Below are 15,566 nucleotides of genomic sequence, written 5' to 3' on the forward strand. Positions count from 1 at the left end.
CGTGGCGGTCAGCCCGGACCCGTGAGAGGGGACGGATCCGGTGCCTCCGCGCACGCGCCCGCCGCCGTTGGGCACGCCGGGAGAGGAGCGCCCCGGCGGCGGGCGGCCCATCCCCGGCCGCTCCGGCCGGGGGAAGAGCGCCCCGGTGGCGGGTGGCCCATCCCCGGGTCGCCCCGGTCGGGGAGGAGCGCTCCGGCGGGGGGTTCATCCTCGGGTCACTCCGGGCGGGGCCCCGCCGCGCCGTACAGCAGGAGGCGGAGCGCCTCCGCGGTACCGGAGGGATCGCCGGTGGCCAGGCGGCGGACCGCGAGGCCGTAGAGCAGCGCGACCACGGTGGGGGCCTTGGCCTCCGGCTCGGGGATGTCCAGGGCCGTCAGGATCGCGGTCGCCAACTGGTCGTACGCCTGCATCGAGCGGACGGCGGCCTCCCGGACCAGCGGGTCGCGGGAGGCGTGCAGGTGCAGTTCGAGGGTGGCGACCTCTTCGGGGCCGTCCGGCAGGTCGGCGATGGCGCGCTCGGTCTCGACGACGGCCTGGTCCGGGCCGATGCCCTCCAGCCGCGCGGCGATCTCACTGATCCGGTGGATCTCCTCGTCGACGTACCGGCTGAGGGTCTCGCGCAGGAGTTCGGCCTGGCTGGGGAAGTGGTAGGTCAGCGAGCCCAGCGCGACGCCGGCGGCCGTCGCGACGCGCCGGTTGGTGACCGCGCCGACACCATGCTCGCCGATCAGGCGCAACGTGGCGAGCAGGATGCGTTCTCGTGTGTCTTCCATCGCGGGGCAAGTCTGGCGTATCGGGGCCTTCTCCTCGAAGCCCTTCTCGGATTATCGTTCGTTCGAACGAACGAAACCAGTCCCCCGGGGGGATCCTGTGATCGAAGGACTCACCGCAGATGCCGCCCGGCTGGCCGGGGGAGAGGTCTCCGCCCGCGAGCTGGTCGAGTACTCCCTGGACCGCATCCAGCAGGACGCGCTCGGCGCCTTCCGCGTCACCTGCGCCGAGCAGGCTCTGGAGGAGGCGGACCGGGCCGACCGGTGGCGCGGGCGGGAGCGCCCTCCGCTGCTCGGCGTCCCCGTCGCGATCAAGGACGACACCGATCTGGCCGGGCACATCACCCCCTTCGGTTGCCGCGGGAGCCATCGGCCGAAGACCGCCGACAGCGAGGTCGTACGGAAGCTGCGCGCGGCCGGCGCGATCATCGTGGGCAAGACCAACACGAGCGAGCTCGGCCAGTGGCCCACCGGGGAGACCGGCTTCGGGACCGTGCGCAACCCCTGGAACCCCGAGCACACGCCCGGCGGATCGAGCGCCGGTTCGGCGGCGGCGGTCGCGGCCGGCATGGTGTCGGGCGCGGTCGGTTCCGACGGCGCCGGCTCCCTGCGCATCCCCGCCGCGTGGACCGGGCTGGTCGGCCTCAAGCCGCAGCGCGGCCGCGTCTCCATCTGGCCGTACATCGACTCCTTCTACGGCATCGCGGTCGCCGGCCCCCTGACCCGTACGGTGGAGGACGCCGCCCTGCTCCTGGACGTGCTCACCGGCAATCACCCCGATGACATCCACCGCCCGCCTGCCCCGGCCGAGCCGTACCGGCGCGCCGCCGCGCGCGAGCCCGGACGCCTGCGGATCGCGCTGTCATTTCGCACGCCGTTCGGCGTGCCGTCCGCGGTCGACCCGCAGATCAGGGCCGCGGTGCTGCGCGTCGCGGATGTGCTCGCCGACCTGGGCCACGAGGTGTTCCCCGCCGATCCGGACTACGGCCTGATCGGCCTGAACTTCCTGCCGCGCGGGACCGCGGGGGTCGCCGACTGGCTGGAGACGACCCCCGACGCCGAGCCCGAACCCGCGACCATCACCGAGGCGTTCCTCGGCCGGCACTTCGGGCGCCGGCTGGTGCCCCTCGCGCGCCGCACCGAACCCTGGATGGCCCGCCGGATCGGCCGGATCTTCGAGCGCGCCGACGTCGTGCTCACCCCGACCACCGCGCGGCTCCCGCTGCGGATCGGCGCGCTCAGCGGCCGCGGCTGGCTGGCGACCGGCCACCTGGCCGCCGGGGCCTGCCCGTTCTGCTGGGCGTGGAACGTCATCGGCTGGCCCGCCATCGGCGTGCCCGCCGGGCTCAGCGCCGACGGCCTGCCCACCGGCGCCCAGTTCCTGGGCCGCGCGAACGACGAGGCCACGCTCCTGTCGCTGGCCGCCCAGCTCGAGGCCGCCGAACGCTGGTCCGACCGCCGCCCCACCGTCGTGGAGAAGAGCGTCGGCGGCGTGGCGTAGCGACGGGATTCCTTGATCACTGGCGCCTACCGCCCTTCTGGAGGCAGCGGACGCCAGTGATCACCGAGTCGGCTCGCACCGCGCCCCTGCTCGAAGCCGTGCTTTTCGGGTCTGTTCGGCTTGAAGGGGTGTTTAGGCGATCTGTTCCTCCAGCGGGTAATCGCCGGTCGTCCGCCGCGTAGCTTGGCGGATATGGCGACCTTCAGCGGTCGGAGGCGGTCTGGAGAGCGTGCGCGGGCGGTCCTTCGGCCGTCCGCCGGGGCGCTCGCCCTGATACCGAGCGTGGTGCTCATCGGCTGCGGGTCGTCGGGCGTGCGGACGACGGCGTACGGCCGGACGGCGAGTCCCTCGGCGGGCGCGCAGCGCCGGATCACGGTCCCGGGCTCCTTCGACGACTACACGCGGATGACCGGACCGGACGCCGAGCGGGTCATCCAGGCGATCCGCGACGCTCAGGCGAAGCAGAACGCGGCGTACGCCGCGAAGATGAGGATCGGCATCTACGAACGGCGCGGGAACGCCCAGCAGCGGATCGCCTTCCTCGGACTGGCGGCCGGCGACCATCCGGACATCGCGAAGGAGCTCCGGGCCAACCCGCCGTCCTTCGAGGTGGACTCCGCCCTCGCGGCCATGCCGCTGACCGGCCCCAAGGACTACCCGCCGGGTCCGCTCGGCGGCGTGCTGCGCTGTGCGGCGGGGGCGCAGGGCGGCGCCGGCTGCGCGTGGGGCGACGGCTCCACCTTGGGCGTGGTCGCCGGGTCGGCCGCCTCGGCCGACGAGCTGGCGAAGACGGCACTGGCCCTGCGCACGGCCGCCGAGCGCTGAGCACGCGCACGGCCCGGCTCGCTGAGCGCCGAGCGCGCGCACGGCCCGGCCGGCGGGCGCGCCGGGCACACCGAGGCCACCGTCGCCCTGTGCGTGGCGGCGAGGCCACCGCCGGCCGGGGTGTGCTGCGAGGTCATGAACCCTGACGGGACCATCGCGACGGCCGCCGAGCTGGAGGTCGCCGCGCTGCCGGGGCTGCCCCTGCTCGACGTGGACGACCTGAGAAGGCACCTTTGATCCCTGCGAACCGGGCCGAGGAACGGGAGGGAACGCGGGTGATCGAGGTCGACGTGGTGGACGGTGTCGGGGTCGTGCGGCTGGTCCATGGCAAGGTCAACGCCCTGGATCTGGAGCTCTGCCGGGCGATCGAGCGGACGATGCGCGAGCTGGACGACCCGGAGGGATCGGTACGGGCCGTGGTGGTGACCGGAACCGGCCGTGCGTTCTCGGCGGGCGTCGACCTCAAGCGCGTCGTGGACGGTGGCGCCGCGTACGTGAAGGAGTTCCTGCCCGCGCTCGGTGGCGCGTTCCGGTCCGTCTTCGACCTCGGCAGGCCGGTGGTCGCCGCGGTCAACGGGCACGCGATCGCCGGGGGCTGCGTGCTCGCCGCGGCCTGCGACCACCGGGTCATGGCGTCCGGGACCGGCCGGATCGGGGTGCCCGAGCTGCGGGTCGGGGTGCCGTTCCCGTACCCGGCGCTGGAGATCATGCGGTTCGCCCTGGGGCCTGTCCGCGCCCGCCAGGTGATCCTCGACGGCGCCAACCATGAGCCGGATGAGGCCCTGGCACTGGGGCTGGTCGACGAGCTGAGCGATCCGGACGCCCTGGTCGACCGGGCGCTGGCCGTCGCGGACCGGATGGCCACCGACGTCCCGGCCGACACCTTCCGCTACACCAAGGCGCAGTTCCGGCAGGAGGCGAACGAACGGCTCGACCGCGTCGCCGAGCCGGCCACCGTGGAGCTGTGGACGACGGCGGCGGCCGACGGCCGGATCCGCGCCTTCATGGACCGGACGATGGGTTCACGCGGTCAGTAACCGGCGCCGGTGAGCATGCCGCCGTCGATGAGGACCTCGCTGCCGGTGCAGTAGCCGGCCTCGTCCGAGGCGAGGAAGACCACCAGCCCCGGCACCTCCTCCGCCTTGCCCATCCGCTTGAGCGGCAGCGCGTTGAAGAACGCCTCGGCGCTGCTCGCGGTCGCCGCGACGACGTCCGGGTCCATGGCCATCGCGGTGAGGATGGCGCCCGGGTGGATGGAGTTGACCCGGATGCCGTACTGGCCGAGCTCGCGCGCCGCCGCCTTGGTCAGCCCACGGACGCCGAACTTGCTGGCGCTGTACGCGGCCAGCCCGGCGGCGCCGATGAAGCCCTCGGTCGAGGAGACGTTCACGATCGACCCGCCGCCGGCCGCCCGCATCGGCTCGATGACCGACTTGACGCCCAGCCACTGCCCGATGAGGTTGACCTCGATGATCCGGGTGCACTCCTCCAGGCTCATGTCCTCGATCGACCGGTGCTTGATGATCCCGGCGTTGTTCACCAGCACGGTGAGGCCGCCGAAGGCGGTCACGGCGGCCTCGACGGCGCTCCGCCAGTCGTCGGGCCGGGTGACGTCCATCGGCACGAAGCGCGCCGCGTCACCGAGTTCGGCGGCGAGCTTGCCGCCCTCCTCCTCCAGGACGTCGCCGAAGACCACCCGGGCGCCCTCGGCGACGAAGCGCCTCACGTGCGCCCTGCCCATGCCCCGCGCGCCGCCGGTGATCAGCGCGACCTTGCCGTCCAGCCTGCCCATCACACCTCACGCTCCCGTCGCTGGTCGCGGACCTTCGCGGCCGCGACCGCCGTGGCCGCCGCCTCGATGCTCCGATAGGTCGGTACGCCCGCCGAACGGGCGATCGCCCGCAGCTCGTCCTCCACGCCGGGCGGCGCGTACTCGGCGTTGCGCAGCACGAGGGTCACCCTCGTGCGGGTCAGTCCGCGCTGCAGCTCCCCGACCGCGTGCGCGTACGCGAGCAGCGGGTCGGCGCTGTCGCCGAACGTGAAGAAGCTCTGCACGTTCACGTGGGTCAGCACGTCCGGGTACGGCCGCCGCGCGGCCCGCTGGATCGCCGTGACGACCCGCCCGACGAGGTCCGGCCTGCCGCGCGGGCCGACCGGGATCTCCAGGGGGTTGCCGGGGACGGCGCCGACCGGCAGGCCGAGGTCCACGTCAGGCAGCGGGGCGAGCCGCAGCCCGGCGCGGTCGAGGGCGTCGGCGGCGAGCACGCCGGCCCCGCCGCTCGGCCCGACGACGAGGACGTCGGCGGACGCGGGCACGTCCCGCCCGGCGTGCAGGTCGAGCAGGTCGAGCGCGCCGATCAGGTCGTCCTGGGCGGTCACCAGCGGCAGCCCGGTCTGCCGGGCGAGCGCCGTCCAGATCCGGGCGTCGCCGACCATCGCGCCGGTGTGCGACGCGGCGGCCCGGTGGCCCTGCGCCGAACGGCCTCCGACGAGGGCGACGACCGGCTTGGTCACCGCCCGCAGGGCCTCGAACAGCGCCCTGCCGTCCCGTGGGTCCTCCAGGTACAGGCCGATCACCGAGGTCCCGTCGTCGTCGGCGAGGTGACGCAGCAGCTCGGCCGGCCCGACGTCGGCGCTGTTGCCGACCGTGGCCACCTTGGAGAACGCCAGGCCCCGGCGCTCGCCGACCCGGACGACCTCTCCGGCCAGCCCGCCGCTCTGCGAGATCAGCGCGATCCGCCCCGGCGGCCCGGGTCGCCCGCCGATGAACGTCTGGCCGCCCGCCGGGGAGTACACGCCCATGCAGTTGGGACCCAGCAGCCGTACGCCCGCCTCGCGGGCGGCGGCGGCGAGGTCCTCCTCCAGGTCCACCGCACCGGCCTCACGGAAGCCGCCGCTCATCACCTGGACGAACGGGACGCCGCGGGCCTCGCGCACGACGTCCGGGCAGCGTTCGGCGGGGACGGCGACCAGCGCGTAGTCGACGCCGGCCCCCGCCAGGGTGGGCACGCAGGGCACCCCGTCGATCTCGCCGGCGGTCGGATGGACGGCCACGAGCCGGCCGGAGTACCCGGCCGCGCGGTAGAAGGCGAGGAACATGTTGCCGAAGTTCGGCCGCTTGGCGGAGGCGCCCACGACCGCGACGCCGCGCGGCGCGAACAGCCGGGTGAAGTCCTGCGGCCCGTCCTGCAGTCCCCGCCGTCCGGCCCGCTCGGCCGGCGACGGGCTCGGCGGGCGGGCGCCGGCTGTGGGAGGGAACGGGCGCGGCAGGTGGGCGTCGGCCGGGGGAGGGGACGGGCGCAGGAGGCGGGCGTCGACCGCGACCGCGCCCTCGGGCGTGCAGATCACCGGGTTCAGCTCGAACTCCGTGAACCCGTCGCCCAGGCTCTCGACCACGCCGCCGGGGCCGCCGACCGCGAGCAGCACCTTGACGAGGGCGTTCCGGTCGGCCGCCGGAGAGCCGCGGAGGCCGTCGAGCAGGGCCGCGCCGCGCAGCTCCGCGAGCATGTCCCGCGCGTCGTCCTCGGTGATGGGGCACAGCCGCAGGGCGGTGTCGCGGAGCACCTCGGTCCAGACCCCGCCGAGACCGGCCAGGATCACCGGCCCGAACGACGGGTCGCGCACCGCTCCGACGATGACCTCCACGCCCGGCGGCGCCTGCTCCTCGACGAGGTAGCCCTCGATCGCGACGCCCGAGGCGACCAGCGCCGTCCGGATCTCGGCCGCGGCCCGCGCGGCCTCGACCGGTGAGCCGAGTCCCAGCCGCACGGCCCCGGCGTCGCTCTTGTGCACCAGCCCGGGGCCGTACGCCTTGACGACGAGCGGCGGGGTCAGCCCGCTCGCCGCGGCGGCGACGTCCTCCGCCGCCGGGGTGGTCGCGCCGCGCGGCACCGCGACGCCGAACCCGGAGACCAGGTCCTTGACGACGTGCTCGGCGACCACGACGGGCCGTTCGGGGGGCGTCACGGCCGCTCCAGGAGGTCGGCGTAGCGGGTGCGGATCTCTCGGCGGAGCAGCTTGCCCGGGCCGCCGGAGGCGTCCTGGGTGTGCGGCAGCTCGTCCGCCACGACCACGAGGTCGGGGGCCTGGTCGGCGGGCAGCCGGGCGGCGAGCCGGGCCCTCAGGTCCCCGGGGTCGAGTCTCGCCCCGGCCCGGGGGACGACCGCCACCAGGACGCGCTGCTCGACCGCGTCCTCGCCCTCCGGTTGCGCCGGGACTCCCACGACGCCCGCCTCGGCCACGCCGTCGAGTTCGAGGGCCGCGTCCTCCACGCCGCTCGGCTGTGACCACACGCCGCCCTTGAGGATGGCGTCCTCACGGCGGCCGAGCACGGTGAGGAAGCCGTCGTCGTCGACGATGCCGAGGTCTCCGCCGACGTACCAGCCGTCGCGCAGCACCTGCGCGGTCTTCGCCGGGAGCTTGTCGTAGCCCTGCATGAGGTTCGGCCCGGTCAGGTTGATCTCGCCGACCCGGTTCACGAGCCGCTCGCCGTCGGGGCCCGTCACCCGGACCGCGGTGGACGTACGGGCCCGGCCGACGGAGGCGATGTCCTGGCTGCCGTCGTCCTGGCGCCCGATGCAGGTGTACGGCGCCTCGGTCTGCCCGTAGTAGCTGAAGATCGCCGCCCCGGGCAGCCGCTTCATGATCTTCTCGCGGAGGGAGGGGAGCAGTGGCTCGCCGCCGAGAACGATCGCGGTCAGCGACGACAGGTCCACGTCGGCGTGCTCGTCCGAGCCGAGCAGGGCCGAGAAGAAGCTGGGGATCAGGCTGACGTGGGTGACGCGCTCGCGCGGCACGACCGTGAGGAAGTTGGCCGGGCCCCAGTCCTGTTCGAGCACCAGCCGCATGCCCGCGTAGAACGCCGGGCCCACCAGCGCCGGGAAGCCGATGCCCCAGATGATCGCGCCGGTGCCCATCACCGAGTCGGCGCCGTGCGGGATGTCCAGCCAGATCTGCGCGGATGCCAGGCTGGAGGCGTGGGTGTGCCGGACCGCCTTGGGCAGGCCGGTCGTGCCCGACGTGTAGAACAGGGCCATCAGGTCGTCGCCGTGCCCGCCCAGGGGCGGCTCGTCCTCGACCGCCGCGGCGGCCAGCGCGGCCAGGTCGACGGCGTCCCCGGCGGGTCCGCCGACCCGCAGCCACAGCCGGACGCCCGGCAACCTCGGCCGCACGGCCGCGACGAGCCTCTCGACGCTCGCGTCGTACACGAAGGCGGTGCACTCGGAGTGCTCGACGACCCGGGCGAGCGTGTCCTCCGGCCAGTAGGGGTTGAGCGCGCAGACCACCGAGCCCAGCTTCATCTGCGCGAGGTAGACCTCGGCGACGTTGAGCGTCTCGTTCAGCAGGGAGGCGACGCGCTGCCCGGGGCGGACCCCCGCCTCCAGCAGCGCGTGCGCCACCCGGTTGACCGTCCTGTTCAGCGCGTCATAGGTGATGTTCGTCCGGCCGCAGTAGGTCAGCGCCACCTTGCCGGGGGTGCGCAGCGCGCCGGTGGTGAGGATCGCGTGCCCGTAGTTGCCGAATGGTGATCGCGCCACTGGCGTCTCCTGGTGCGGGGAGGGGTCGGGGTCGGGCGGTCAGCGGGGCGCGTAGACGACGAGGGGATTGCCGTCCGGGTCGCGCAGCACGGCGCGCGTCTCGTGCGACCCCTCGTCCGGACCGCCGACGAGGCGGGCGCCGGCCGCGGTGAGCCGCTCCACGGCGGCGGTGACGTCGGGGACCTTGAACGAGGCGGCTGGGCGCCCGCCGGTGACGTCCTCGTCCGGTCCGGCCAGCGCGAACGTCGTGCCGCCCGCGTCCAGCGCGGCGAACCGGCCGCCGTCGGTGAACTTCACGGCGAGCCCGAGCCCGTCGCGGTAGAAGGCGACGGCCCGATCGACGTCGCGCACCGGATACAGGACGTTGCCGATCTTCACGCTGGCCTCCAGTTGGGGATGCGGCCGAATCCGGGGAGGTCGTCGAAGCGGACCCGCACGGGCATGCCGATCCGCACGTCCTCCGGGGAGATGTCGCCGACGACGCCGCCGAACGCCCGGACGCCCTCCTCCAGGTCGATCCAGGCGATGACGTACGGGACCTCGAACCCCGGCAGGAACGCGCGGTGGACGACGCTGAACGTGTGCACGCTGCCGCGCCCGGACACCGTCTCGTACGGCAGGTCCGTGCCGCCGCAGTACGGGCAGGCGGGCTCGGGGAGGTGGACGCGGCGGCCGCAGCCGCGGCAGCGCTGAACGGCGAGTTCGCCGCGCTGGCACGCCTCCCAGTAGGGCGCGGTCAGCGCGCTCGGCCGGGGCAGCGGGCGCGGGTCCATCGACTGCCAAGCTAGCGCACGCTTGGTTATCGGGCAAGAGATGGTGATCTTGCGCATCCGGCCCGCTTTGACGGCGACCACTACGATTGTCCGGCGAGGGAAACGTTAACGCTGGGAAAAACGGGGCCGATGCGTAACAAGAGACTCTGGCTGATCATCGTTGCCGCCGTCGTGGTGGTGGCTCTGGGTGCCGCGGGCGGCGGGGCGTACGTCCTGCTGCGCACCAAGGGAAGTCCACGGCAGACGGCGGAGGAGTTCCTGGCCGGCTGGCGGCACGGGGACCTCGCGGCGATGCGGGCCCGGACCGTCACGCCGCCGGCCGACTTCGACCGGTACTACCAGGGGCTGCGCACCGATCTCGGCGCCACGAAGGTCGACGTGTCACTCGGCGCCGTGACCCACCACGGGAAGCGGGCGACCGCGCCCTTCACCGCGGTGCTCACCCTGCCGGCCGGCGTCTGGAGGTACCAGGGGAGCCTGCGGCTGGTGACCAGCGACCGTAAGTGGAAGGTCGCCTGGGCCCCGGAGTCCGTCCACCCCGACCTGCACGCCGGCCAGCGCTTCACGACCTCGGCCAAGTGGCTCAAGCGCGGCAGCGTCCTCGCGGCCGACGGCACGCCCATCGACGGACCCGACGTGTCCGGCTCGGTCCAGCAGCTGGTCGGGACCACCGCGCCGCTGACCGACAAGCAGGCCAAGAAGCTCGGCACGCCGTACGTCAAGGGGGACGTCGTCGGGCAGTTCGGCATCCAGCAGCGGTACGACAAGCGGCTGGCCGGCACGCCCACCACGACCATCTCGACCGTCGACGCGTCCGGGCACACCGTGAAGGCCGTCGGCGGCTTCACCGGCAAGCCCGGCCAGAACGTCAGGACGAGCCTCGACCTGCACGTGCAGCGGGCGATGTCCAGCGCGCTCCAGGGCCAGGGCAAGCCGACGTCCATGGTGGCGATCCGCCCCGCGACCGGGCAGATCCTCGCGGTCGGCAACATCCCGGGCGGCTTCGACCGCGCGCTGCAGGGCACCTACCCGCCCGGGTCCACCTTCAAGGTCGTCACGGCGTACGCGCTGCTGCAGGCCGGGCTCAGCCCCTCGTCCTCCGTGCAGTGCCCCAAGACCGCCAACGTCGGCGGGCAGGTGATCCACAACTCCGAGGGCGAGGGCGGCACCGCCAAGATGACGTTCAAGGACGCGCTCGCGGAGTCCTGCAACACCGCGTTCGCGCTGCAGACCCAGAAGCTGCTCAGCGTCTCGAAGCTGTCGAGCGCGGCGAACGCGCTCGGCTTCAACCAGAAGATCGATCCCGGCGTCACCGCCACGGCCGGCAGCTTCCCCGCGCCCACCAGCGACGCGGAGAAGGCGGTCGCCGGCTTCGGTCAGGGCCGGGACCTGGCCAACGCCCTCAGCATCGCCGGGGTCGCGGCCGGGGTCGCGGACGGCACCTGGCGGCCGCCGGTGTTCGTCACCGAGCCGCAGGTGCCGCAGAAGGCCAAGCCCAGCCGGCTCGACCCGACGGCGAGGGGTCGGCTGGAGGGGATGATGCGGGCCGTGGTGACCTCCGGCACCGCCAAGCCGGCCGGGCTGCCGTCCGGGACGGCGGGCAAGACCGGCACGGCGGAGTACGGCTCGGCGCAGAACGGCAAGATGCCGCCGACGCACGCCTGGTTCATGGGCTTTCGCGGCGACGTGGCGTTCGCCGTCGTCGTCGAGGGCGGCGGCTTCGGCGCCAAGGCCGCCGCGCCCATCGCGGCCCGCTTCCTCAAGGCCCTGTAGGCGAAGCGACCGGCGCTCGTCGACGGCCGGGACCCGGCCTGCCGAGTCCCGGCCGACCGGGTCCCCAGACGGCCGAGTCCCGGTCGGCCGGGGCTCAGGAGCCCGGTGCTCAGGCGGCGGCGAGCGCGCCGCGCGACAGGCGGTCCGCGCGCCGGGTGCTCTCCGGCAGGCGGTAGCGCGGCGTCAGCCGCAGCGTGACGGCGCACGCGGTGTCCAGGTCGATGCGGTGACCGACGGAGACGAACACCGGCCGGACGCCCGTCTGCGTGCGCAGCGCGCGGCCGACCACCTCGCCGTCCTCCGTGACGGCGCTCCAGGACCCACGGTCGGTGCCGGGCTCGTCGTACGCGCCGACCAGCCGCGTCTTGCCGACGCCGATCGCCGGCAGGCCCGTCAGCACGCCGAGGTGGCAGGCCAGGCCGAACCGTTTCGGGTGCGCGAGCCCATGGCCGTCGCAGATCAGCAGGTCCGGGGTGATGCTGAGCCGCCGCAGCCCCGTGATCAGCGCGGGGAGCTCGCGGAACGCGAACAGCCCCGGCACGTAGGGGAAGGTGGGCCGGTCGAGGACGACGGTCTCCTCGACCACCTCGAGACGGTCCAGGTCGAGGACGACGACGGCCGCGGCCAGCCGGTCCTCGGCGTACGCGACGTCGAGCCCGGCGACGGTCCGTACGGACGGCGGGTCCGCGCAGAGGAGGTCGACGCGGGAGCGCAGCCGGTCCTGTACGGCCTCGGCCTCACGGACGGTGGCCGGCCACGGGGGGAGATCCGGTACATCCACGAGGGATCACGCTACCGGGATCCGGCCGGTCTGCCGATCAGGCTACCCAAGCAAGTGCTCGCTCGCTTATCGTTGCGGCATGCCGATCACCCTCGCCGAGCTCGCCGAGCCGGGGCACGCGGCCGTCCTGGTGATGGAGATGCAGCGGGGCGTCGTCGGCGACCTGACCGGCTTCCCCGCGCTCGCCGACGCCTGCGCCGCCGGCGACGTGATCCGCAACGCCGCGCGGGTCGCGACCGCGGCGCGGGCCGTCGGCGTCCCGGTCGTGCAGTGCACCGCGGCGTTCCGCGCCGACCGGGCCGGCAGCCACACCGACAACGCGCCGTTCGTCCGCAGGCTGCTGCGCGATCCGGCGCACATGCTGGAGGGGACCCCGGCGATCGAGGTCGTGCCGGAGCTCTCCGGCCCCGCGGACCTGGAGTCGCGGCGCTACCACGGCTTCTCGCCGTTCACCGGAACGTCCCTGGACCAGACGCTGCGTTCCCTCGGCGTCCGCACCGTCGTCGCCGTCGGGGTCTCGCTCAACCTGGGCGTGCCGGGCCTGTGCCTGGAGGCCGTGAACCTGGGCTACCGGGTCGTGGCGGTCACCGACGCGATGGCGGGCGTCCCCGCCGACTACGCCGACGCCGTCCTGACCCACACGGTCGCCCTGCTCGCCGCCCGCGCGACCGCCGACGAGCTCGTACGGGCCTGGAAGACCGCATAGGAGGCCGCATGGACGGGCTGTCGCTCGCCGGGCGCACCGCGCTGGTGACCGGAGGCGCCGGCGGGATCGGCGCGGCGATCTGCGCCGACCTCGCGGGGCTGGGCGCCCGCGTCGTCGTCGCCGACCTCGACGAGGAGGCCGCCCGCGCGACCGCCGCCGGCCTCCCGGACGCGGTCGCCGAGCGGGTCGACCTGGCCGACCCGGCGAGCATTGACGACCTGGCGGCCCGCGCCGGCCGGGTCGACGTCCTCGTGAACAACGCCGGGGTCGGCATCGTCGAGCCGTTCGTCGACAGCGACCCGGCGTCCTGGGACCTCATGTGGCGGATCAACCTGCGCGCCCCGATGTACCTCACGCGCCTGCTGCTGCCGGGCATGCGCGGCTGGGGGCGGCTGGTGTTCATCTCCTCCGACGGCGCGCGGGCGGGCTCGGGCGGTGAGGGGGCGTACGCCGCGACGAAGGCGGGGCTGTTCGGGCTGGCCAAGACCCTGGCGCGCGAGGCCGCCCGGCAGGGCGTCACCAGCAACGTGGTGTGCCCCGGCCCGACCGACACCCCGATGCAGCGCGCCGTCGCCGAACGCCACCCCGGCCTGGTGGACAAGCTCGTCCGGGGGATCCCGCTGCGCCGCATCGGACGGCCCGACGACGTGGCGGGCCTGGTGGCGTTCCTCTGCACCGACCGGGCCGGCTACATCACCGGCCAGACCCTGTCCGTCAGCGGCGGCATCACCATGTGCTGACGTGGACCGCTCACAGACTCCCGTACGCCGCCTCGAGCAGGCGGTACGCGCGGACGCCGCCGGAGACCTCGTCGCCCATGCGGTTCGGGATGTAGGCGAGGGTCAGGCCGCTCTCGATGTCGCCGAGGCTGATCGAGCCGCCCAGGCCCGTGTGCCCGAACGCCGAGTCCCAGCCGGCCTTGGGCGTGAGGAACACCAGCGACGGCCGCATGAAGCCCAGGCCGAAGGAGCTGTCGATGTACATGACGCGGTCCGGCCCGGCGACCCGGCGGACGACGGCGTCGCGCAGCGTCGTACGGGAGACGATCCGGCCGGCCAGCAGGTCGCGGTAGAAGCCGGCGAGCGCGCGGGCGGTCGTCACCATGCCGAGCGCGGGCCAGCCGGCCCGCAGCATCTCGGGGTTGTTGTTGCCGCCGGGCAGGCGGTTGATGTCGGGGTTGCCGAACGTCCGGTTCAGCAGGCTGTCCGGGTCGCGGAACCCGGCCATCATCTTGGCGAGCGGGTCGTTCGGGTTCATGGGGCGGGGCACCTCCCCGGTCGCGCTCGGCCCGCCCTTGCGCTCCGAGGCGCCCTTGTCGACCTTACGGCCCGCGCTGAGCCGCGCGGTGCGCGCGATGACGTCGTCGGGCGCGCCGACGTGCAGGTCCAGGTCGAGCGGCCCGGCGATCTCGTCGCGCACGAACGCACCGACCGTGCGGCCCGAGCAGCGGCGGACGATCTCCCCGGCGAGCCAGCCGTACGTCAGCGCGTGGTATCCGTGGGCGGTGCCCGGTTTCCACTCCGGCGCCTGCGCCGCCAGCACCGCCGCCACCGCGGCCGGGTCGTGGGCCTCGGCGACCGGGACGTCGCGAGCCAGCGCGGGCAGTCCCACCTGGTGCGACAGCAGATGCTCGGCGGTCGCGTGCTCCTTCCCGGCGGCACCGAACTCCGGCCACCACGACGTCACCGGGGCTCCCAGGTCGTACAGGCCGCGCTCGGCGAGCAGGAGCGCCGCCGTGCCGGTCACCGCCTTGGTGCAGGAGAAGGCCAGGCACGTCGTGTCGCGCTCCCACGGTCGGCCCGACCTGCGGTCCGCGACGCCGCCCCAGAGGTCCACGACGCACCGGTCGCCCGCGAAGACCGCCACGGCGGCGCCGAACTCCTCACCTCGCTCGAAGCCGTCGGTGAACGCCGTACGTACCGCCTCGAACGCCGGATCGCAGTGACCTTCGATCATGTACCTGACTCCTGGAGGGGACCGGAATTGTGAGCGAGTCTAATTGGGGCCGATGGGGAGCGGACGACGAACGAGGCGCGCTCAACCTCCTCACTCCCGAGGTCGTACGTGCCGCCACGGGCTGCGTCCGCGAGGGCCGGCCGCTGAGCCTGTCGCTGCCGATCCGCGGCGCGACGTCGTCCCCGGCGCCGGCCACCGTCCCGCACCTGCGCGGACGCCCGCTGCCCCAGCACTTCATGTCCGTGGACGCGGGCGACTACGCCGCGGGCGCCCGGCCGATCGGCGCGGGACTGCGGATGGCCGACGACGCCATCGTCGTCTCGCCGCACGGGACCACGACCCACATGGACGCGCTGTGCCACATGTGGACCGGCGACGAGCTGTACAACGGGCACCCCGCCGGGCGGGTGCGCTCGTACGGCGCGACCCGGTGCGGCATCGACAAGGCGGGTCCGGTCGTCGGCCGCGGCGTGCTGTTCGACGTCCCACGGCTCAGAGGCGTCCGTCACCTGGCGGCCGGGGACCGCGTCTCCGCGGAGGACCTGGCGGCGTGCGGGGTGGAGGTCCGTCCCGGCGACATCGCCGTCGTCCGTACGGGCTGGCCGCTGACCTGGCAGGAGTCCCGGGAGGCGTACTGGACCGGGCAGCCGGGCCTGTCGGCGGGCGCCGGGCGCTGGCTGGCGGAGCGGGACGTCGCGATGGTGGCGTGCGACAACGCCGCGATCGGGGGGCTCAACGAGCGCCAGCTCGCCGACGAGGACCTCGGCGACGACCTTCATCTGCTCTTCCTGTGGCGGCACGGGATCCACCTGGCCGAGATGCTGTGGCTGGAGGACCTCGCCGCGACCGGCCGTACGGACTTCCTGTTCGTGGCGGCGCCGCTGGTCATCGAGGGCGGCACCGCCAGCCCGATCAACCCTCTGGCGATCCTGTGACCGTCGAGA

16 protein-coding genes are annotated in these 15,566 nt (G+C 74.2%); 8 read left to right on the top strand and 8 right to left on the bottom strand.

All coding sequences use genetic code 11. From position 1 onward, the window contains the following. Nucleotides 1-215 precede the first annotated feature (215 nt). Nucleotides 216-773 (bottom strand): TetR/AcrR family transcriptional regulator, encoded by a 558-nt coding sequence (locus NE234_RS02610; protein ID WP_252776542.1) that lies wholly within the window; start codon nucleotides 771-773, stop codon nucleotides 216-218. A gap of 97 nt (nucleotides 774-870) precedes the next feature. Here NE234_RS02610 and NE234_RS02615 point away from each other — a divergent pair, with 97 nt between their 5' ends. The 4 genes from NE234_RS02615 to NE234_RS02630 all read left to right on the top strand — a co-directional run bounded on the left by NE234_RS02615 (nucleotide 871) and on the right by NE234_RS02630 (nucleotide 4,133). Further along, nucleotides 871-2,271 carry an amidase gene (locus tag NE234_RS02615; protein ID WP_252776544.1) on the top strand — a complete coding sequence of 467 codons (1,401 nt, stop codon included), beginning with the start codon at nucleotides 871-873 and terminating at the stop codon, nucleotides 2,269-2,271. A 282-nt stretch (nucleotides 2,272-2,553) separates the two neighbouring features. Continuing rightward, a complete protein-coding gene (locus NE234_RS02620; protein WP_252776546.1) occupies nucleotides 2,554-3,096 on the top strand; it encodes a hypothetical protein in 543 nt (180 codons plus the stop codon). Between the two features lie 21 nt (nucleotides 3,097-3,117). Beyond that, a complete protein-coding gene (locus tag NE234_RS02625) occupies nucleotides 3,118-3,333 on the top strand; it encodes a 3,4-dihydroxy-2-butanone-4-phosphate synthase (protein WP_252777409.1) in 216 nt (71 codons plus the stop codon). Then, on the top strand, nucleotides 3,330-4,133 hold the full coding sequence (locus NE234_RS02630) for an enoyl-CoA hydratase/isomerase family protein (RefSeq protein ID WP_252776547.1): 804 nt from the start codon (nucleotides 3,330-3,332) through the stop codon (nucleotides 4,131-4,133). The genes NE234_RS02625 and NE234_RS02630 overlap by 4 nt, the downstream gene beginning before the upstream one ends. Here the strand turns inward: NE234_RS02630 and NE234_RS02635 are convergent. From NE234_RS02635 to NE234_RS02655, 5 genes are read right to left on the bottom strand one after another with little or no spacing between them, the layout of a single operon-like run. Further along, complete coding sequence (locus NE234_RS02635) at nucleotides 4,127-4,888, bottom strand: glucose 1-dehydrogenase (RefSeq protein WP_252776549.1); 762 nt, start codon at nucleotides 4,886-4,888, stop codon at nucleotides 4,127-4,129. The two genes, NE234_RS02630 and NE234_RS02635, sit on opposite strands and share 7 nt — an antisense overlap. Then, nucleotides 4,888-7,062, bottom strand: coding sequence for an acetate--CoA ligase family protein (locus tag NE234_RS02640; RefSeq protein WP_252776551.1), 2,175 nt, complete (start codon nucleotides 7,060-7,062; stop codon nucleotides 4,888-4,890). The genes NE234_RS02635 and NE234_RS02640 overlap by 1 nt, the downstream gene beginning before the upstream one ends. After that, on the bottom strand, nucleotides 7,059-8,633 hold the full coding sequence (locus NE234_RS02645; protein WP_252776553.1) for a class I adenylate-forming enzyme family protein: 1,575 nt from the start codon (nucleotides 8,631-8,633) through the stop codon (nucleotides 7,059-7,061). Before NE234_RS02645 ends, NE234_RS02640 begins: the two co-directional genes overlap by 4 nt. Nucleotides 8,634-8,672: 39 nt before the next feature. After that, nucleotides 8,673-9,011 carry a VOC family protein gene (locus NE234_RS02650; protein ID WP_308206826.1) on the bottom strand — a complete coding sequence of 113 codons (339 nt, stop codon included), beginning with the start codon at nucleotides 9,009-9,011 and terminating at the stop codon, nucleotides 8,673-8,675. Continuing rightward, nucleotides 9,008-9,406, bottom strand: a complete 399-nt coding sequence (locus tag NE234_RS02655) for a Zn-ribbon domain-containing OB-fold protein (RefSeq protein WP_252776554.1) — start codon at nucleotides 9,404-9,406, stop codon at nucleotides 9,008-9,010. The genes NE234_RS02650 and NE234_RS02655 overlap by 4 nt, the downstream gene beginning before the upstream one ends. Nucleotides 9,407-9,535: 129 nt before the next feature. On the opposite strand from NE234_RS02655, the gene NE234_RS02660 reads away from it, so the two are divergent. Then, complete coding sequence (locus tag NE234_RS02660) at nucleotides 9,536-11,179, top strand: penicillin-binding transpeptidase domain-containing protein (RefSeq protein ID WP_252776556.1); 1,644 nt, start codon at nucleotides 9,536-9,538, stop codon at nucleotides 11,177-11,179. 109 nt (nucleotides 11,180-11,288) lie between these two features. Here the strand turns inward: NE234_RS02660 and nfi are convergent, their stop codons facing one another. Further along, nucleotides 11,289-11,960 (bottom strand): deoxyribonuclease V, encoded by a 672-nt coding sequence (nfi, locus tag NE234_RS02665; protein ID WP_252776558.1) that lies wholly within the window; start codon nucleotides 11,958-11,960, stop codon nucleotides 11,289-11,291. Between the two features lie 79 nt (nucleotides 11,961-12,039). Between nfi and NE234_RS02670 the strand changes: the two genes are divergently transcribed. Both NE234_RS02670 and NE234_RS02675 read left to right on the top strand, forming a co-directional pair. Then, nucleotides 12,040-12,666: an isochorismatase family protein gene (locus tag NE234_RS02670; protein WP_252776559.1), complete on the top strand. Its 627-nt coding sequence runs from the start codon at nucleotides 12,040-12,042 to the stop codon at nucleotides 12,664-12,666. Between the two features lie 8 nt (nucleotides 12,667-12,674). Beyond that, a complete protein-coding gene (locus NE234_RS02675; protein WP_252776561.1) occupies nucleotides 12,675-13,406 on the top strand; it encodes an SDR family NAD(P)-dependent oxidoreductase in 732 nt (243 codons plus the stop codon). Between the two features lie 10 nt (nucleotides 13,407-13,416). Here NE234_RS02675 and NE234_RS02680 read toward each other — a convergent pair whose 3' ends face one another. Continuing rightward, complete coding sequence (locus NE234_RS02680; protein WP_252776563.1) at nucleotides 13,417-14,622, bottom strand: serine hydrolase domain-containing protein; 1,206 nt, start codon at nucleotides 14,620-14,622, stop codon at nucleotides 13,417-13,419. A gap of 26 nt (nucleotides 14,623-14,648) precedes the next feature. Here NE234_RS02680 and NE234_RS02685 point away from each other — a divergent pair, with 26 nt between their 5' ends. Then, nucleotides 14,649-15,557 carry a cyclase family protein gene (locus NE234_RS02685; protein ID WP_252777411.1) on the top strand — a complete coding sequence of 303 codons (909 nt, stop codon included), beginning with the start codon at nucleotides 14,649-14,651 and terminating at the stop codon, nucleotides 15,555-15,557. The last annotated feature ends 9 nt before the right edge of the window (nucleotides 15,558-15,566 follow it).

The organism is Actinoallomurus rhizosphaericola, assembly GCF_024055675.1.
Classification (GTDB): domain Bacteria; phylum Actinomycetota; class Actinomycetes; order Streptosporangiales; family Streptosporangiaceae; genus Actinoallomurus; species Actinoallomurus soli.